The organism is Stappia sp. WLB 29 (assembly GCF_023507705.1).
Classification (GTDB): domain Bacteria; phylum Pseudomonadota; class Alphaproteobacteria; order Rhizobiales; family Stappiaceae; genus Stappia.
In genome coordinates this window covers 226548-245655 of the sequence record NZ_JALBGD010000006.1, presented here as the reverse complement: position 1 = coordinate 245655, position 19108 = coordinate 226548, and the positions used below count along the sequence as shown (strand labels likewise).

At 68.3% G+C, this 19108-nt stretch carries 14 protein-coding genes; 6 read left to right on the top strand and 8 right to left on the bottom strand.

Translation table 11 applies throughout. The features are described from left to right. Nucleotides 1-69: 69 nt before the first annotated feature. Nucleotides 70-951 carry an AraC family transcriptional regulator gene (locus MNI96_RS13835; protein ID WP_249694066.1) on the top strand — a complete coding sequence of 294 codons (882 nt, stop codon included), beginning with the start codon at nucleotides 70-72 and terminating at the stop codon, nucleotides 949-951. A 60-nt stretch (nucleotides 952-1011) separates the two neighbouring features. Here MNI96_RS13835 and MNI96_RS13830 read toward each other — a convergent pair whose 3' ends face one another. From MNI96_RS13830 to MNI96_RS13820, 3 genes are all read right to left on the bottom strand, one after another. Next, the gene (locus tag MNI96_RS13830; RefSeq protein WP_249694064.1) at nucleotides 1012-1332 is read right to left on the bottom strand and encodes a 2Fe-2S iron-sulfur cluster-binding protein; all 321 of its coding nucleotides are present in this window, start codon (nucleotides 1330-1332) and stop codon (nucleotides 1012-1014) included. Between the two features lie 106 nt (nucleotides 1333-1438). Further along, nucleotides 1439-1819: an Hpt domain-containing protein gene (locus MNI96_RS13825; protein ID WP_249694062.1), complete on the bottom strand. Its 381-nt coding sequence runs from the start codon at nucleotides 1817-1819 to the stop codon at nucleotides 1439-1441. A 266-nt stretch (nucleotides 1820-2085) separates the two neighbouring features. Continuing rightward, the gene (locus MNI96_RS13820) at nucleotides 2086-2304 is read right to left on the bottom strand and encodes a hypothetical protein (RefSeq protein WP_249694060.1); all 219 of its coding nucleotides are present in this window, start codon (nucleotides 2302-2304) and stop codon (nucleotides 2086-2088) included. Nucleotides 2305-3864: 1560 nt separating this feature from the next. Between MNI96_RS13820 and MNI96_RS13815 the strand changes: the two genes are divergently transcribed. Then, nucleotides 3865-8274 carry an apolipoprotein A-IV repeat region-like domain-containing protein gene (locus tag MNI96_RS13815; RefSeq protein ID WP_502960342.1) on the top strand — a complete coding sequence of 1470 codons (4410 nt, stop codon included), beginning with the start codon at nucleotides 3865-3867 and terminating at the stop codon, nucleotides 8272-8274. Nucleotides 8275-8864: 590 nt separating this feature from the next. Here MNI96_RS13815 and MNI96_RS13810 read toward each other — a convergent pair. From MNI96_RS13810 to MNI96_RS13795, 4 genes are read right to left on the bottom strand one after another with little or no spacing between them, the layout of a single operon-like run. Continuing rightward, on the bottom strand, nucleotides 8865-9476 hold the full coding sequence (locus MNI96_RS13810; protein ID WP_249694058.1) for an ABC-type transport auxiliary lipoprotein family protein: 612 nt from the start codon (nucleotides 9474-9476) through the stop codon (nucleotides 8865-8867). 20 nt (nucleotides 9477-9496) lie between these two features. Further along, the gene (locus tag MNI96_RS13805) at nucleotides 9497-11146 is read right to left on the bottom strand and encodes an MlaD family protein (protein WP_249694056.1); all 1650 of its coding nucleotides are present in this window, start codon (nucleotides 11144-11146) and stop codon (nucleotides 9497-9499) included. Between the two features lie 18 nt (nucleotides 11147-11164). Continuing rightward, nucleotides 11165-11974 (bottom strand): ABC transporter ATP-binding protein, encoded by an 810-nt coding sequence (locus tag MNI96_RS13800; RefSeq protein WP_249694054.1) that lies wholly within the window; start codon nucleotides 11972-11974, stop codon nucleotides 11165-11167. After that, nucleotides 11975-13120: an ABC transporter permease gene (locus MNI96_RS13795; protein WP_249694052.1), complete on the bottom strand. Its 1146-nt coding sequence runs from the start codon at nucleotides 13118-13120 to the stop codon at nucleotides 11975-11977. 230 nt (nucleotides 13121-13350) lie between these two features. On the opposite strand from MNI96_RS13795, the gene dgcN reads away from it, so the two are divergent. Together dgcN and dgcA are read left to right on the top strand one after the other, a co-directional pair. Next, nucleotides 13351-14364: an N-acetyltransferase DgcN gene (gene dgcN / locus MNI96_RS13790; RefSeq protein WP_249694122.1), complete on the top strand. Its 1014-nt coding sequence runs from the start codon at nucleotides 13351-13353 to the stop codon at nucleotides 14362-14364. Beyond that, nucleotides 14361-15344: an N-acetyl-D-Glu racemase DgcA gene (gene dgcA / locus MNI96_RS13785; RefSeq protein ID WP_249694049.1), complete on the top strand. Its 984-nt coding sequence runs from the start codon at nucleotides 14361-14363 to the stop codon at nucleotides 15342-15344. Before dgcN ends, dgcA begins: the two co-directional genes overlap by 4 nt. Before the next feature lie 9 nt (nucleotides 15345-15353). Here dgcA and MNI96_RS13780 read toward each other — a convergent pair whose 3' ends face one another. Beyond that, entirely contained in the window at nucleotides 15354-16601 is a 1248-nt protein-coding gene (locus MNI96_RS13780; protein WP_249694048.1) for an MFS transporter, read from the bottom strand. A 127-nt stretch (nucleotides 16602-16728) separates the two neighbouring features. Here MNI96_RS13780 and MNI96_RS13775 point away from each other — a divergent pair, with 127 nt between their 5' ends. Beyond that, nucleotides 16729-17916, top strand: coding sequence for a protein phosphatase CheZ (locus tag MNI96_RS13775; protein ID WP_249694047.1), 1188 nt, complete (start codon nucleotides 16729-16731; stop codon nucleotides 17914-17916). A 141-nt stretch (nucleotides 17917-18057) separates the two neighbouring features. Further along, the gene (locus MNI96_RS13770; RefSeq protein ID WP_249694044.1) at nucleotides 18058-19107 is read left to right on the top strand and encodes a DUF2336 domain-containing protein; all 1050 of its coding nucleotides are present in this window, start codon (nucleotides 18058-18060) and stop codon (nucleotides 19105-19107) included. The last annotated feature ends 1 nt before the right edge of the window (nucleotide 19108 follow it).

The following is a 19108-nucleotide window of genomic DNA, read 5'->3' as shown; positions in this document are numbered from 1 at the left end:
CAAATGCGCAAGTTCTGTCAGGCGGCATCCTGTAGCACTCGTGCCCGCACCAATAGGGACAGGACGGACATGCAGCGACCTTCCACCGGGCTCGACTACGCCCAGCGCATCGCCCGCGTCGTCGACCACATCGCGCGCCATCTCGACGCACCGCTGGATGTGGCGAGACTGGCGGAGATCGCCTGCTTCTCTCCGTTCCATTTCCACCGGATCTACCGGACCCAGACGGGCGAGACCATCGCCCAGACGGTCAGGCGCTATCGCCTGCACCGGGCCGCGGCGGAACTGGTGGGGGAGGCGTTGCCCGTGCCCCGCATCGCGCGGCGCGCCGGCTACGCGAGCACGGAGGCCTTCACACGGGCGTTCGCCGCCCATTACGGCATCCCGCCGGCGGCCTTCCGCGCCCTGCCCCGCGACCCGGCGCTTTGCTACCAGAGGCAACAGGGAGACGAGACCGTCATGGAAAACCTTCAGGTCCGGATCGAGGACATAGGCACGCTGCGCCTTGCCGGCATCCCCCACAAGGGACCCTATATCGAGATCGGCAGCACCTTCGAGAAGACCTTCGCCTTCGCCGGCGGGGCGGGCCTGCTCGGCCCGGCGACCCGGATGATCGGGCTGTATTACGACGACCCGAATTCGATGCCGGCGCGGGAGCTGAGGTCGTTTGCCGCCGTCGCCCTGCCGGATGGTTTCGGGGCCGGTTTTGCCGGCGACCTGCCCGCGGGCCTGGAGCTGCGGGAGATGCCGGCCGGACGCTATGCGATAGCGATGCACAAGGGCCCGTATGCGGACCTGCACGTGACCTGGGACAGGCTGTTCTCGGCCTGGCTGCCGCGGAGCGGCGAGGAACCGGACGACAGGCCGACGATGGAGGAATATCTCAACAATCCGCGGGAGACGCCGCAGGCGGATCTTCTCACCGCCGTCTGCCTGCCCCTGAAAGGCTGAGAGCGCGCAACGCGCAAGAAGAAGACGAGGGGCCGGGCGCGCGAGCACCCGGCCCTTTCGTCAGGCCTGGCGCTCGGGAACGCGGACGACGAGGCCGTCCATCGCGTCGGTCACCTTGATCTGGCAGGACAGGCGCGAGGTCGGCTGGACGTCGTAGGCGAAGTCCAGCATGTCCTCCTCCATCGGCTCGGGCGAGCCGGTGACGCCGGTCCACGCATCGTCCACATAGACATGGCAGGTGGCGCAGGCGCAGGCGCCGCCGCATTCCGCCTCGATCCCCGACACCATGTGCTTGATGGCGTTTTCCATCACGGTGGAACCGACGGGAGCATCCACGACAGTTTCGGCACCGTCGGCGGAGATATAGGTGATCTTGGGCATTGGCGGCTGGTCTCGGCGCTGGAATGGCACTGGAATATCTCGCCTTCGACATAACCATTCGCGCCGAAACGTCAAGCATCCTGCCGCAGATCGACGCCGCCGCCGCTCACTCGCGCAGCAACGCCTCGATGAAGGCCTCCGCCTCCTCGACGGTGCCGGCCAGCACGGGCAGATCGGCCGGCGCGCCTTCGTCGAGCGCCGCCTGCTGCCGTTCTGCCGCGCCGGCAACCCGCCAGGCGCCGATCCCCTTGGCGGATCCCAGCAGCGTGTGCAGCAGGCGCCGCAGCACGGCCTCGTCCTGCACGTCCTGCATGCGGCCCACCAGCATCCGCGCCTGGACGGCGAAAAGCCGCAGCACCTCGCGCTCCAGGTCGCGATTGCCGAGCGTGTGGCGCGTCAGGTGGACCAGATCGACCGGAGGCCGCGTCCCGGACGCAGGCTCGGCATGCCGGGGGCCGGCATCGGAATGTCTCGCTGTTGCCTGCATGACGGCAGCACCTCCTGTAGCTGAACGAGGCTCGCAGGAGCACTCGCGCATGGGTCTGCCGTCCAGGATCGTTAAAATCCGCGAAAACCGGGTTAAGCATGCCGGCGATTTCCACCGCCCCGGCCAACAAAGTGAATCTTTGGTTAACGCGCGTAAACACTCGGCCTGCGACCAGGCGCCGGCCGGATCCGGCCTTGCCGCCCCGCATCGCCCCGCCGCACCGCAATCGCAAGAGGACGGAAACGCACAGTCCGCCGCCCGCGGCCTCAGCTTTCCAGCGCGTTCGAGGCCACCGCCCGGCCGGCCTCCGTCAGCCGGCAAACGAGCCAGTCGGGCTTGATCGGGTTGGAAAACCAAGGCTCTGCCCATCCCGCGGCAATGCAGGCGCGGATGGTCTTTTCCGCAACGCGGCGCCCCTCAGCATCGAAAAGCGGAAGCTTGCCGCCCGCCTGATCGAGCCCCCTGGCGAGCCACGCGGCCTGCACTGCGGAGGGTGCCCGGCCGCCCCGTCCAGGCGCACCGCGTGCGCCATCGCTTGCTGTGGAGGATCCGCGCCCTCCCCTTGCCGCTGCCCTCGCCATCCCCCTCATCTCCTTGTCATGACTCTGCAAATTGTTGTTCGCCTCGGCAGATTGTGTCATTAGCTTTAGGTGTGCGGCAAGTTCGGGAGAGCCGCGCCCAGCGACCAGAGGCCGGTCGGCGGCGCGAACAGCAGTCCTCTCCCGGAAGCGATTCAGGCGCATCGCCGAATCCGTGAAGCTGTGCAAGGTCTTGCGGCGACGTGTTTTGCGCCGCGGCACCCGATGTGTAACGAGTACGGACGCGAGGCGAGTTAGATATGGCAAATCCCCCGAAGGCGAAGGATCCCGCCGAGGCTGCCCTGTCGGCTGTCGAGGAGGCGCTGAAGATCGATTTCGGCGACCTGGACGAAAGCGACAAGGCCAGCGGCAGCGGGTCCGAGACCGCGAGTGCGGGACCGGCAAGCTCCGAGCGCAGCACCGGCGAGCGCGCCGGCGACATCTCCGCGACACCTGCGTCCAGCGACAGCCAGCGCACGCCGGCCAAGCGCGGTCGCGGCGGCGGACGTCCGACATCGGCGGCCAATGACGACCGCCGCACCATCGGCAACCTCATCTATGCCCTGCAGCGGCGGCCGAGCTCCGCCCCGTTCTGGTTCGCCCTCGCCCTCAGCGTCGTCTGGGTGGCCGTCGGCTGGTGGCTGGCCTCCGCCATCTTCGGCACCGAACTGTCCAGCGTCCAGAGCGCCGGCGACATCGCGTCCTCGCCCTCGCTCATCCTGCTGTCGGTCGCCGTCGTCGTGCCGGTGCTGTTCTTCTGGGCCATGGCCCTGATGATCTTCCGCGCCCAGGAAATGCGCATCGTCGCCCGCGGCATGACCGAGGTCGCCCTGCGCCTCGCCGAGCCCGAGGACGTCGCCAAGGAGTCGATCCTCAGCGTCGGCCAGGCCATCCGCCGCGAAGTCGCCGCCATGGGCGACGGCATCGAGCGCGCCATCGCCCGCGCCAGCGAACTGGAAGTGCTGGTGCACAACGAGGTCTCCTCGCTGGAGCGCTCCTATAACGACAACGAATTGAAGATCCGCGCGCTGATCGACGAGCTGGTCACCCAGCGCGAGGCGGTGGTTTCCAACGCCGACCGCGTCCGCGACAGCATCACCGGCGCGCATGAGAGCCTGGCGGCGCAGCTGCAGGCGACCTCCGAGAAGATCGGCGAGATCACCGATAGCGCCACCGACCGTCTGACCGGCGCCATCGAGGCGCGCGTGAGCGAGTTCAACGCGACCGTCGACGGCCGCGTGCGCGAGATCACCGAAACGTTCAGCACCGCCGGCGGCGAGTTGATCGAGAACCTCGCCTCGCACGGCGAGAGCTATGTCGCCCGCCTCACCGGGACCGGCGAGACGCTGGTCGACAGCATGAGCCGCACGGGTCGCGAATTCGCCGAAACGCTGGAGACGCGCGGCGGCGAGATCAACGACCGCTTCGCGGCGACCGCGACCGAATTCGTCGAGNCGCGGCGGCGAGATCAACGACCGCTTCGCGGCGACCGCGACCGAATTCGTCGAGACCCTGTCGCTGCGCGGCGGCGAGATCAACGACCGCCTGGCGGAAACCTCGGCCAATCTGTTCGAGACGCTGGAGAGCCGCGGCACGGAGATCAACGACACGCTGGCGAGCACCGGCGCGTCCATCGTCGACACCCTGTCGCTGCGCGGCCACGAGATCACCGAGGCCCTCACCTCCACCGGCCAGACCGTCGGCGACACCATCAGCCAGCGCGGCGAGGAGATCACCGCCAGCCTGTCGCTGACCAGCGGCAAGCTGATCGACACGATCACCACCCGCACCGAGGACCTGCTGTCGACCCTCGACAGCCGCGTCACCGGCCTCGACGCCTCGCTCGCCGAGACCGGCGACCGGGTGGTCGAGAGCATCTCGCTGCGCGGCCAGGAGGTCACCGACACGATCTCCGTCAAGGGCGCCGAGATCGTCGAGACCCTGTCCTCGCGCACCAGCGAAGTGGCGGAAATCCTGCGCGGCACCGGCGAATCCATCGTCGTCGACCTGTCGCTGCGCGGCGGCGAGATCGCGTCCAAGCTGGACGAGACGGCCGGCAGCCTCACCGAGACGATCACCGTGCGCGGCACCGAACTGGCCGACCGCCTCGGCTCCGTCGGCGACAAGATCCACGAAGCCATCTCCGTCAACGGCGAGGCCCTGGACCAGCGCCTGGAGACCCGCAGCCAGGAGATGGCCAAGCTCATCGACGGCCAGACCCGCGCCTTCCGCGCCGCGCTCGACGAGGCCTCGGCGACGCTCGGCACCTCGCTGTCGATGCATACCAGCGACTTCGCCCGCACCCTGTCGGAGACCGGCACGGAGCTCGCCCATCTCATCGGCTCGCGCGGCGAGCGCGTCGCCGGCGAGCTGACCTCCATCGGCGACCGCCTCAGCCAGACCCTGGACGAGCGCGGCACCAGCCTGCAGAGCGGCCTCAGCGGCCATCTGGAGCAGATGGAGTACCTGATCGGCGAGCGCGGCACCGAGCTGGTCGCCTCGTTCGAGCGGCGCACCAGCGAGCTGGGCGAAACGCTCGACGGCCGCATCGAGTCGCTGAACTCGACGCTGGACCTTCGTGCCTCGACCATGGCGGAAGCGCTCGACACCCGGATCCAGGGCTTCGACCGGACCCTCACCGGCGGCATCGAAACGCTGAGCTCCACGCTGGACCTGCGCGCCTCCACCATGGCGGAAGCGCTGGACAGCCGGATCGACGGCTTCGACCAGACCCTGTCCGGCGGCATCGAGCGCCTGTCCACGACGCTCGACGCGCGCACCGGCCAGTTCGAGAAGACCCTCAACGAGCGCACCGTCGCCCTGTCCGACCTGCTGGAGGACCGCTCGCAGGCGATCACCCTGCAGCTGTCCGACAAGGTCGACCAGGTCGGCGCGACGCTGGGCAGCCGCGCCGAGGAAATCGGCACCAGCCTGTCGGAGCGCTCGCGCCTGATCGGCGAGGCGATCGAGCAGCATCTCGTCACCTTCGAGGGCTCCATCGGCTCCAAGGTCGAGCAGGCGGCCAACGCCATGTCCGACAAGGCCGAACACCTGGCCAACACGATGTCGCTCGGCACCGAGCGCATCGACCAGGCGCTGGACGCCCGCGCCCGCCAGATCAGCGAGACGCTGATCGCCCGGACCCGCGAGATCGCCGCGGCCTTCGTCGACGGCCAGACCGAGATGTCGAAGTCGCTCGACCAGCGTCTCACCGATGCCGGCGAAGTGCTGTCGCGCCAGAGCCAGGAGCTCACCGACACGCTGTCTGACCGCATCGCGGAGATCAACGTGTCGCTCGGCTCCAAGGTGTTCGAGGTCGCCGAGACCCTCGACAGCCGCTCTGCCGAGCTCGAGCGGATGCTGGCCGAGCGCCTTGCCGCCATCACCGGCACCCTGACCAACGAGGCCGAGCGCGCCCGCGAGACCCTCTCCGAGGTGGTCATCGAGGCCGGCGGCACGGTGGATCGCCTGAGCGGCACGCTGTCGGGCGAAAGCAGCAAGCTCAAGGAGATCATCGAGACCACGCTGGACGAGGCGACCACCAAGCTGGAAGGCGAAGGGGCACGTCTGCGCCAGATCGTCCTCGGCTCGGTCGGCGAAGCCCGCGGCGCCCTGCAGAGCGAAAGCGAGAAGGCCGCCGAGGCCATCGTCGCCTCGCTCACCGGCGCCACCGGCAACCTGTCGAGCGAGGGCGAACGCCTGCGCGAGCTGCTGCTGTCGGCGGTGGGTGAAGCCGCCCGCTCGCTGGCCGCGGAAAGCGAGAAGGCCCGCACCCTGTTCGTCGGTACGCTCGGCGAGATGAGCGGCGCTCTCGGCAGCGAGAGCGACAAGGTCCGCGAGGACCTGACGCGCACCGTCGCCGATGTCGCAGGCACCCTGTCGGCAGAGAGCGAGCAGGCCCGCATGGTGCTGGCCCGCACGGTCGAGGAGATCCGCAACACCGTCTCCGGCGAGGCGGACAGCGTCCGCTCGCAGGTGGCCGGCGCCGTGCGCGCCGCGGCCGACCTTTTGGCCGAGCGCGGCAACGCGGTCGCCGAGGACCTGGTGTCCCGCGCGGATGCGCTCAACCAGGCGCTGGACGAGCGCGCCGGCACGCTGTCGCAGCTGCTCGGCACGGACGGCAACGCCATGGTCAACGCCATCGAGGAGCGGGCGCATGCCCTCACCTCACGCGTGTCGGAGATCCACGACGCGATCCTGGAGGCGATCACCGTCAAGGGCCGCGACGTCACCGACAACTTCGCCCGCACCGGCCTCGACGCCACCCGCAAGCTGGTGGAAGCCGGCGACGCGCTGGTCGCGACGCTGGACGAGCGCAGCGCTTCGGCCGCGGAGGTGCTCGGCAGCACCAAGACGCAGCTGGAAAGCGACATCACCGCCCTGCTGGACCGCCTGACCGAGTCCAACGCCCTGCTCAGCGACGTCGTCGCCAATGCCGGCGACAATCTCGGCAAGGTGGAGACGTCCCTGTCGCGCAGCGCCGGCGAGTTCCGCACAGCCATCGACCGGGCACTCAGCGAGACGACGGCCTCGGCCGGGTCTCTGGAGACCCAGACCTCGGTGCTCAAGCAGATCTCGCAGGAGGTGCTCTCCGACATCTCCTCGCTGGCCAGCCGTCTGGAAGACCATGGCCGCATGCTCAGCGAGGCGGCCCAGCACCTGGACGAGACCAACCGCGAGGTCGACGCCCGCGTCGGCGAGCGCAAGACCGCCATCGAGGAAGTGGCGGACACCCTGCTCGCCAAGACCGAGGCGGTGGACAGCCTGATGCGCACCTTCTCCAAGCAGCTCGAATCGGCCCTGACCGGCGCCGACCAGAAGAGCCGCGAGGTGACCAGCATGCTGACGGCCGCGGCCGAGGCGGCAACCGCATCGGTGAGCGAGCAGTTCGAGTCGATGCGCCTGTCGGCGGGCCTGGAAGGCCAGAAGGCCCGCGAGGCCGTGCGTGCCGCCCAGGACGACATCGTCGCCGAAATGTCGAAGACCCTGTCGGAGGCGTCCGAGCGCTTCACCGAGGCGACGACCCGCATGCGCGACGTCGCCCGCGACGTGCACCGCGAGCTGGAGAAGACCCGCGCCGAACTCAAGCGCGGCATTCTCGACCTGCCGGAAGAGGCGGAGCAGTCCGCCTCGGCCCTGCGCAAGATCGTCAGCGAGCAGGTTCGCGCGCTGACCGAGCTGTCGGAGATCGTCGCCCGCCAGTCGAACGTGCTGGACACCTCGCGCGCCGGCGAGCGTGCGGCGACCGGAACGCTCGCCAGTGTCGCGACGGCGGCAGCGCCGGCCCGCCAGGCCCCGGCTCCGGAGCCGGCGGCCCCGCGCCAGCAGCCTGCGACCCCCGCACGCGGCGGAGAAATCCGCGGCGAGCTGCGCCGCAAGACCCTGAGCGACTTCGACGCGCCGAAACAGACCCCGCAGGCCGAGGCTCCGCGCGGCGGCGGCCAGGGCAAGGGCTGGGTTTCCGACCTGCTGCGCCGTGCCTCGCAGGACGAGGCCCCGGCCGGCGACGAGCCGCAGGGCCGCTCGCCGCTGCAGATGGTCGAGTCGCTGAACTCGCTGTCGATCGACATTGCCCGCGCGATCGACCACGAGACCTTCATCGACCTGTGGGACCGCTACAAGCAGGGCGAGAGGCACGTGTTCACGCGCCGCCTCTACACCCTGCAGGGCCAGCAGACCTTCGACGAGATCCGTCAGAAATATGCGCGCGATGCCGAGTTCCGCTCGGCGGTCGACCGCTATCTCGCCGATTTCGAGCAGCTGCTGTCCCAGGTCGCCCGCAACGACCGCGACAACATCATGAGCCAGACCTACCTGACGTCCGATACGGGCAAGGTCTACACCATGCTGGCGCATGCCAGCGGCCGGCTCGATTGATCCGGCGGGCCGGCGGCGCCCTGCCCGACCAGGCTTCATGAAATGCAGACGCGGTCCCTCGGGGCCGCGTTTGTCGTTTGGGGGCAGAGGGGTGAAAGGTCACTCCCCCTCGGAGGGCATCCCGGTCAAACGAAGCGCAGAACCGGGAACCATTGGCGCCCTGAGCGGGTGCGAGGCGGGAGGCGCTTGCCCCAATCTCGGCTGTCATGCCTGCGAAGGCAGGCATCCAGTATCCGCCGGGGCGGATGGTGGCGCGAAAGCGGATGCTTCTCGGCGAGGGGCGCTCGCGGCAGTGCCGAGGCCAGAGCCGAACCGTTCGGGGGTACTGGATCCCGGTCTTCGGCTTCGCCGAAACCGGGATGACAGGCTCAGCGTGGGGTAGGTGCTGGTGTGTTTCGCCGCCGCTCTGGGAATGAATAGGCCCCGGATCTCGCGATGCTCGTCCGGGGTGACGGCAGAGGGGATGCGGGACCGTGCCCTTCTCTCAGGGCGTCAACCCAGGCAAGGCGAACCGCGACCCGGAGATGCCACTGGTGGGCGGTTGACGCCTCGCCTAGCGGGCGGCCGCGAAGGCGCCAGACGAGCGCCGATCAGACGTTGGACAGGACCCAGGCCGAGATCTCGCGCAGCACGCTGTCCGCCGCCGCGTTCATCGCATCGACCGCATCGCGCACATTGGTGCTGCGGGCCGGAGCTTCCGCCCGGAAGACGCGGCTCGCCTTGGTGCGGCCGTTGCGGTCGTTGACCAGGCGGGCCATCACCTCGACCACCGCGCGGTTCTGGCCGTCGATCTGCAGCTGGAAGGACCTCAGGTCCGTCTGCAGCTGGTAGTCGATCAGCAGCCCCTCGCCCGGCAGGCCGACGCCGCGCAGGCCGCGGGTGTTCTCCAGCGACTGGACGATCTTCGCCTGCACCACCTTGGGCAGCGTATCGGTCCATGCCGCCTTGGGGAAATAGGTGTAGACGGGACCGGCATCGACCACGGCGATGGAGGAGGTGTCGAGCGCCTGCAGGGCGCGCGGCGCCGGCACCAGCACCTGGATGGTGCCGCTGCGGCCCGCCGCCGCCTTTTCGGCAAGCGCCGGCGTGGTCAGCCCGTAATAGGCGTCGGGCGTGCTGGCCGACCCGCAGCCCGCAAGCAGCAGCGCCAGCGAAAGTCCCGCGGCCGAGACCGCCCCCTTGATGCGACCCGTCCCGCGCATCCGCAACTCCAGTTTTCGCATCATCGCCGCTGTGCCCCTCCGAAGGTCGGCTTGTCCGGCCCGCCGAAGATCACGCGCTGCGGATCGCGGTTGAGATCGGACACCGTGCGCTGGATCTCCAGCAGCGTGCGGCTGAGCTGCGCCATGGCATTCGAGAAATCGGTCGAGCCGCGCGCAGTGAAGCGCTCCAGCCCGGTGGTGATCGGCCCGACCCGCTCGGCCAGCACGTCGGCGACCTTGCGGATCGACGCGGCGGCCTGCGTCGCCTCGGCGATCAGGCCCTCGCCGTCGCCTTCGACCATGGCGTCCACCTTGTCGACGACGCTCTGGACACGGGTGCCGGTGGCATTGAGCTTCGACGCCAGTTCCTGGGCATCGCGCACGATCTGGTCGATCTGCGGACCGCGCCCTTTCAGGCTCTGGCTGAATTCGTTGACATTGTCGACCGCCTCGCCGGCCTTCTCGATGGCGTCGGTCACGATCTTCGTCTTGCCGGCGATCTCGCCGGAAAAGCGCTCGACGGAGGCGACGAGGCTCTCGACCTGCTCCGGATCGACGGCGGCGACGACCCGGTCGATCCGGTCGACAGTGGCGACGAGCTGCGTGCCGATGGTGCGCGCATCCGCCAGGACCTGGCGAATGTCTTCCCTGCCCTCGGCGACCGTCGTGCTGACCTCTTCCAGGTTCTCCATCGTCCGGGTCGAGGACACCACCAGCCGGTCGATATCCGCGGAGCGCTCCTGAAGGACGGTTGCGAAGGCCGACGCCCCGTCGACGATTCGCGTGACCGCCTCCGGCCGAACGGTGTCGATCACCGCATCGACCTTGGCAAGGCTCGTGGTCAGGCCGGAGGCGAACTGCTGCAGGTCCTGCGCCGCGGTCTCGGCATTGGCGACCAGGCTCGTCAGCCCGTCGGCGGCTTGCGCCGCCTTCGAGGTGACCTCGGCGGCGTTGTCGACGATCTCGGTCACGCGGGCAGGCGGCACCGCATCGACCACGGCGGTTGCGCTGTCGACCAGCCCCTCGAGCCGTCCGGACAGGCTCTGCAGCGCCTCGCCGGTGCTGGCGACGCTGGCCATGAAATTGTCGACGCCATCGGCATTGCTCGCCAGCGCATCGGAGAAGACGCGGGCATTGACGATGATCTTGTTCACCTCTTCGCGGTTGTCGTTCACCACGCTCTCGATGGAGGCGAGCGTGGTGTCGGCGCGGCTGAGGATGTCCCGCGCGCCCTCCACGATATCCTCGAAGGCCGAACGCTCGGCATAGATGACCGGCGGTTCCTCGGCACCGGGATCGAGCAGCAGCGGTGCATTGGTCGACCCGCCGGACAGATCGACATAGGCGATGCCCGACAGCGTCTGGAAGCCGAGCGTCGCCTTCACATCCGTGCGCAGGGGCGTGTTCGGGCTGACGCGGATCGTCGCGATCACCACGCGCGGGTCCTTCGCATCGAAGCCCAGTTCGCCGACATCGCCGACCTTGATGCCGTTGAAATTCACCGCGCCGCCGACGGACAGGCCGGTCACCGCCCCGTTGAACACGACCTTCACCGGCAGCGCACGCGGGCCTTCCGCCCGGCTGCCGAGCCAGTAGATGAAAACGAAACCGATGATGAGCGTCGCGAAGACGAACGCACCGATGGCAATATAATTCGCGCGGGTTTCCATGCTTACGCCTGTTCCTGCCTATACCCGCCGCAACGCCCGTTCGCCGTTGAAATACGACTGTACCCAGGGATTGTCGAATTCCATCAGTTCGGCGACCGTTCCCGCCTTCAACACCCTCTTTTCTCCTAATACCGCGACGCGGTCGCAAATGGAATGCAGGCTGTCGAGATCGTGGGTCACCATGTAGACTGTGAGCCCGAGCGTGTCGCGAAGCTTGCGCACGAGATCGTCGAACGCGGCGGCGCCGATGGGGTCGAGACCGGAGGTCGGCTCGTCGAGGAAGACGAGGTCCGGATCGAGGGCCAGCGAGCGCGCGAGGCTCGCCCGCTTGATCATGCCGCCGGAGAGCTCGGACGGGAACTTCTCCGCCGCATTGCGCGGCAGGCCGACCATGTCCAGCTTCAAGAGGGCGAGCTCGTCCATCAGCCGCTGCGACATGCGCATGTGCTCGCGCATCGGCACCTGGATGTTCTGCCGCACGGTGAGCGAGGAGAACAGGGCGCCTTGCTGGAACAGAACGCCCCAGCGGCGCTCCACCGCCTGCCGTTCGTCCGGCGAGGCCTTGTCGAGATCGACACCGAACACCTCGATGCTGCCGGCCCGCTTCGGCGTGAGGCCGAGGATGGCGCGCATCAGCACCGACTTTCCCGTGCCCGATCCTCCGACGAAGCCCAGGATCTCCCGTGTCCGCACGTCGAGATCCAGGTCCTTGAGGACCACCGTCGAGCCGAAGCCGACCGTCACGCCGCGGGCGCGTAGGATCACCTCCTCGCCGGGCGCGTTCGTCTCGTCCGCGGTCGGCGGCGCAAGGGCGGTATCGGACTGCATTCAGATTCCGATCGAAGAAAAGAAGATGGCGAACAGTCCGTCGACGACGATTACCATGAAGATCGCCTTCACGACGGACATGGTCGTGTGATGGCCGAGCGACTCGGCCGAACCCGAGACTTTCATGCCTTCCACACAGGCCACAAGGCCGATGATCAGCGCCATGAACGGCGCCTTGACGATGCCCACCATCAACGTCTCGACGGTGACCGACTGCTGCATCAGGTTGATGAAGACCCGCGGCGCCATGTCGAGATAGAGCCAGGAGACCAGCCCGGCACCGAACAGGGCCGCCAGATTCGACAGGAAGGTCAGGATCGGCAGGGCGAGAATGAGCGCGAAGAGCCGCGGCAGGATCAGCACTTCCGTGACCCGCAGCCCGATGACATGCAGCGCGTCGATCTCCTCGCGCATCTTCATCGAGCCGATCTCGGCGGTGAACGCGGACCCGGACCGGCCCGCAACCATGATCGCCGTGAGAATCACGCCGATCTCGCGCAGGACCAGCACGCCGGACAGATCGACCACATAGACGTCGGCGCCGAACTGCCGGAGATAGAAACCGCCCTGCTGGGCGATGATCGCACCGATGAGGAAGCTCATCAGCATGACGATGGGCACGGCGCCGATGCAGGCCCTGTCGAACTGCGTGGCGATGGAGACGATTCGAAGGCAGCGCGGGCGCAGGAACACGCCGGACAACACACTGACCAGGGAGCCGACGATATGCAGGATGGCGAGCGAGTCGCGCCCGATGCCGACGACCTCGCGCCCCGTCGTCTCGAGAATGCTGAACAGCGACAGCTTGTGACGCACCGGCGCCCAGGGAGTCGGGTGGTGCTGCTCGACCTCGGAGATCAGCGCATCGAAGGACGGCCGCACCCCTTGCAGGCTGACGCGCGCGCCGTGGAATTCCAGGTCGCCGCGCAAGCGGTGGATCAACCAGGCGCCCGCCGTATCCATCCGTCCGACCTGCGACAGGTCGAAATGAATGCGCCGGGCGTCGGGCACACCGATGCCGTCGATGGCCTGTTCGAGAATGTCGCTGTGATGGATCGTCCACGGCCCGGCCAGCACGAGGAGCAGGTCGCCGTCCTTCTCCTTCGCCGAGATACGCGGTATCTCCTGTGCAGCCTCAACAGTCATGCCAGCCGTCGTCCCGTCCCGGTTCATCCTGCCTCAGGCAGCAAGGCTGCCTGCCCCCTCGCGTGACGGGGCGGATTCGGGACGCCCCGCCCCCCTTGCCGAGCCTCCCAAGGTCCACGTATACCTTGGCGCCGATGCAAGCGTCCAGCCGGCCACCGCTTTCGCCCTCCCCACACGTGTGCCAGCGACGGGCTAGCCACACCGAAAATTCCGACTGTCAGGAGACCATGATGGAAATCGCCCATCCCTATCTGCTGTTTCTCGGCGACGTGCCGGACGCGCTGGCCGCCAAGACGGGTCTCGGCATCGTCGACTGGCGCCGCGACTGGTGCATCGGCCAGCATCGGCTGGAGGGGTGCAAAGCGGACGCGAAACTGCCCGAGATGTCGCCGCGCGACGCCGCCAGGGCCGGCGCGCGGACCATGGTGATCGGCGCGGTCAATGCCGGCGGCGTGCTGCCCGAGCACTGGGTGGCGTCTATCGTCGCGGCGCTCGATGCCGGCATGGACGTGGCGAGCGGGCTGCACATGCGCCTCGGCGCCGTCCCCGCCATCCGCGAGGCGGCCGAGCGCAACGGCCGCAAGCTGTTCGACGTGCGCCACTCCGACATGCGCTTCGACACCGGCAAGGGCACCAAGCGCAGCGGCAAGCGGCTGCTGACGGTGGGAACCGACTGCTCGGTCGGCAAGAAATACTGCGCGCTGGCGCTGGAGCAGGCAATGCGGGACAAGGGCTTCGACGCCGACTTCCGCGCCACCGGCCAGACCGGCGTGTTCATTTCCGGGCGCGGCGTCTCGCTCGATGCGGTGGTCGCGGACTTCATTTCCGGCGCGGCCGAATGGATCTCGCCGGCCGCCGACGAGAACCACTGGGACCTGGTCGAGGGCCAGGGGTCGCTGTTCCACCCGTCCTTCGCCGGCGTGACGCTCGGCCTGCTGCACGGGTCCCAGCCCGACGCCTTCGTCGTCTGCCACGAGCCGACCCGCACCAACATGCGCGGCGTCAAGACGCCGCTGCCGACGATCCAACAGGTCATCGACATGACCGTGGCGCTCGGCAAGCTGACCAATCCGGACATCCGCTGCGTCGGCATCAGCATCAATACGGTGGCGCTGGACGAGGCCGAGGCGCGCAAGCTGCTCGCCGACACCGAGGCCGAATACGGCCTGCCGGCAACCGACCCCGTCCGCTTCGGCTGCGAGGCCATCGTCGAGCGGATCGCGGCCGAGTTCGGCAAGCCATGACGCTCAAACTGGACGTCGCCACGGACAGCTGGCCGATCGAGGGCGGCTTCACCATCTCGCGGGGAAGCCGGACCCACGCGAATGTGGTGATGGTCACCCTGAGCGAAGGGCCGCATCGCGGCCGGGGCGAATGCGTGCCTTACGCCCGCTACGGCGAGACGGTCGAGGGCGTGATGGCCGATATCGAGCGGATCGCACCCGACATCGCCCGAGGGCTCGACCGCGCCGGCCTGCAGCAGGCGATGCCGGCGGGCGCGGCGCGCAACGCCATCGACTGCGCCTTCTGGGATCTGGCCGCCAAGCGGGCCGGAACGAGCGCGGCGAGCCTCGCCGGCATCCGCGAGATGGGCCCCGTCACCACCGCCTTCACCATCAGCCTCGGCACGCCGGAGAAGATGGCCGCCGACACGGCGAAGGCGAAGGACCGCCCGCTGCTGAAGATCAAGCTCGGCGGCGAAGGCGACGACGAGCGGATCGCCGCGGTGCGCGCGGCCGCGCCGGCCGCCCGGCTGATCGTCGATGCCAACGAGGCCTGGAGCGAGGCGCTGTTTGCGCGCAACATGGAGGCCTGCCGCGCGGCCGGGGTGGAGCTGATCGAGCAGCCCCTTCCTTCCGATGCGGACGGGGCCCTTGCCCACCTGCCGCGCCCGATCCCGGTCTGTGCCGACGAAAGCCTGCACACCTCGGCGGATCTGGAACGCCTTGCCCCGCTCTACGACGCGGTCAACATCAAGCTCGACAAGACCGGCGGCCTGACCGAGGCGCTGCTGCTGGCCCGCAAGGCGCGCGAGATGCGCTTCAAGGTGATGATCGGCTGCATGCTGGGTACGTCGCTGGCGATGGCGCCGGGCGCGCTGATCGCGCAAGACGCCGATTATGTCGATCTCGACGCGCCGCTGCTGCTGTCGAAAGACCGGGAGCCCGGGCTCGTCTTCGACGGCAGCCTGATGCATCCGCCGCGCCCCGAGCTCTGGGGCTAAGAGCGGGGGCTAGCCGGTTCGGCTCGCCCGCTTCGCCCGGTTCGACACGACGAGGCCGGCGACCAGGCACAGGCCGCCGATGCCGGACAGCGCCGACATCGCCAGGAAGGCCGAGACCGGGCTCGACGCGTAGAGCACGCCCGCAGCCGCGGAGGCGAGCGCCGTCACCGCGCCGATCACCATCGAGTTGACGCCTTGCGCCGCGCCCGCCCACTGCGGCGGCGCCATGCGCGCGACGAAAGCGACGGCGCCGAGATGGGTCGCGCCGAAGCTGAGGCCGTGCAGCAGCTGCACCAGGACGATGGAGACCGGATCCTCCACGAACGGAAACAGGATCCAGCGCAGGACGGCACCGGCAATGCCGATGGCCAGCAGCCCGTTGACGCCCAACGCCGCCCGCACCCGCGCGGAGGCCGCGAACAGGCCGATCTCGGTGATCACCCCCAGGCCCCAGTAGATGCCGACGGCCGCGCCGGAAACGCCGGTCTGCGACCAGTGGAGCGCGCTGAAGGCGTAATAGGCCGCGTGGCTGGCCTGCGCGCAACCCGCCGCCAGGATCACCAGCAGGAAGCCCGGCGTCACGAAGGCCCCCTCGCGCAGCAGGGCCGCCAGACCCCGCCGGCGGGCGGGAAGGGCGCGCGGCGCTCCCTCCTCCATGACCTCGGCAAGCGCGGTGTCGGGCGAGGCGATGGAGACCGATTCGTTTTCGTCGACCCGGATTCGCGGCAGCTTGACGCTGAACGCCGCGGCGCCGGCCGCAACCAGTCCGGCGACGATGCCCCCGACCACGACCCCGGTCGTCCACTCGCCGATCAGCACGCCGCCGATCACGTTCGCCACGATGAAGGAGACCGAGCCCCACAGCCGCATCCGCCCGTAATCGCCCTTGCCCTCGCGCTCCACGCGGGCGGCCAGGGCATCTCCCAGCGGCATCAGGGGCGACCAGGCGATGGAGATGACCACCAACAGCACGGCGCTGGCGAAGAAGCTTTTCGCGATGAAAAATCCAGAAAACGCAACGGCTGCGAGAATGCTGAGCAGGGCCACGGCCCGGCCCGGCGTGCCGAACCGGTCGACGGCCGCGCCGATCAACGGGTTGGCCGCAAGCCGCACCAGCATCGGGATGGCGAGCAGGGTGCCGATCTCGCCGGGGCTCAGTCCCGCTTCGGACAGCACCAGCGGAAAGAACGGGAGAAACAGGCCGAGGCCGAAGAAATAGGCTGCGAAGATCGCCGCAACCCTTGCGTGAAGAGGCATGTGGAAACATCCGCCAGCCGAGAGGAACTGCCTTCTATACCGATTTTAAGGATTTGGCGATTAAGCATGACCGACGGTCTTCGGACGAGCCGGAACCGAGACGGATCAGGAACGCGGAACGACAGTTATGGCTGATATGGGCACGCCGAGCGCGATCCGGGAAAGCGACTACGAAGCGCTCCTGGCCGCCTTGACGGACACGGATCGCGGTCGCTGGTTCCTGGACGAATACATGCGCCGGAACCAGAAGCCGGAGACCCAGATGGTGCTGGACGCCATCGCCCGCCTGGAAAAGGTCATGGTGCGCGAGCGCACCGTCCCCAGCATCGACCGCATCCGCCTCGACATCGCCGATATGCAGGAGGCGATCGAACGCACCAAGCGCGAGATCGCCAACATCAAGCACGAGCAGGAAGAGGGCAACCGCTTCATCGAGGCCTCGAACGAACTCGACGCCATCGTCACCAAGACCGAAAGCGCCACCCAGGAAATCCTCGCCGCCGCCGAAGCCATCCAGGAAACCGCCTGGACGCTGCGCGAGAACGGCGCGGACCAGGAGAGCTGCGACGACATCGACGCGCGCGCCACCGAGATCTTCATGGCCTGCTCGTTCCAGGACCTGACCGGCCAGCGCACCCAGAAGATCGTCCAGGTGCTGCAGTATCTGGAATCGCGCATCAACCTGATGATCTCCATCTGGGGCCTCGAGGGCAGCCGTGCCCAGGACACCACATTCGTGGAAGACAGCCGGCCCGACGCGCATCTGCTCAACGGGCCCCAGCTCGACGGCAAGGGCGTGTCGCAGGACGCGGTCGACGAGATGTTCGACATCGAGGCGGTCGATTTCGATGCGCTGGACGTTGCCGGCGATGGAGCGGCTGAGGCCGCCGAAGCGGCCGGCGGCTTTTCCGGAGAGACGGCCTCAGCCGACGAGATCGACGCGATCTTCGCCTCGGCCGGTGCGGGTGCGGACGCGGAGACCGACGCCGATATCTTCGATGCCGGCGAGCTTTCCGACAAGCAGGAGGAGAGCGCCCGCCGGATGGCCGGCCTCGAATTCGACGAGATCGACTTTGCCGATGCGGACATCTTCGAAAAGCCGGGCGAGCACAAGGCCGACCGTCCGGTCGGAGACGATTTCGACGATGTGGTGATGGTCGACGACGAGGACACCGCGGCCTGGGACGCCGAATTCGAGGTGGTGCCCAACGCCGAGGCGACGCCCGCGCCGAAACAGCGGGCCGAACCGGCGGACGAGGGCGAGGATCCGCTCGACCGCCTGTCCCCCGGCGAGAAGCAATCGCTGTTCAGCTGATCCGGCCCGTTAGTCCGGTGGGGCGGCGGATGCGGACCGGCCGGAGACCGAATACGGCGCGTCGCTGTTTTCTCTTTGACCGACAAGTATCTAAGGGTATCTCTGCGAGGCAGACACAGACGCCGAAATGGATGGAGGGGCATGATCCGCGACCGGCTCGAGGAACTGGCAAGGGCGCAGGAACCGTCGGCGCGATCCGAATTGGTGCGCCTGCTCAGCGCCCAATATGCCGACAAGCTCGAGCGGGAGCCGACCGAAGCGGAACGCCATCTGTTTTCCGGACTGGTGCTGGACGTCTTCGACCAGCTCGATCACTCCGTCCGCCTCGACATCGTCGTGCGCCTCGCCCGCACCGCGCGCATCACCCAGCCGCTCGCTGATCGCCTGACCGAAGAGCCCTTCGACATCTGCGAGCCCGTTCTGGAGCACTCGCCGGTCGTCAGCACGGGCAAACTGCTCGAGATCTCGCGCAACCGGTCCGACCGCCATCGCCTGGCCATCGCCCGCCGGATGCAGGTGCCCAAGGAGATCGTCGACACGCTGATCGCGCGCGGCGCGTTCCCGGTGGTCAATGCCCTGCTGCAGAACCGGGGTGCCGAATTCGCCGTCCGCGCCCTGCTCGCGGTGCTGATCCTGTCGGCAGCCGACCATCGGCTGCTCGGCGCCCTCGCCCGCCGCTGCGCACAGGACGAGGGCTTTCTCGGCGACATGAAAATGATCTCTCAGACGGACTGTCCCTTGATGCCCGGCGATCTGGAGCGCGCGCTCGAAAACCAGGACGAGCTGGACCGGCTGGCGCTGACGGCCATCGACGACGACCGGGACGCAGGGCTGGAAGTCGGCGGCGAGCAGCTCTCCCGCCACGAGATCCAGATCCAGATCGCCTCGGGCGAACTGGGCTTCGAGAGCATTTTCCGGACGCTGGTCGAGCGCAAGGACATGAATGCCATCATCTGGCTGGTGTCGCGCCACCTGTCGCTGCGCGATTCCTCCGTGCGCGACACCTTCGCCTCGCAGGCGGGCGGCGCCGTCGCGATGCTGATGAAGGAGACCGGGATCGGCCACCAGACCTACGGCCAGTTCCTGCGGCTGAGATGCGATTGGCTCGGCATCGGCACTAAGACGGTGGCGCAGGACGTCTTCACCTATCGCACGATGCGCCATCCCGGCAGCAAGCGCGCCTTCAACTAAG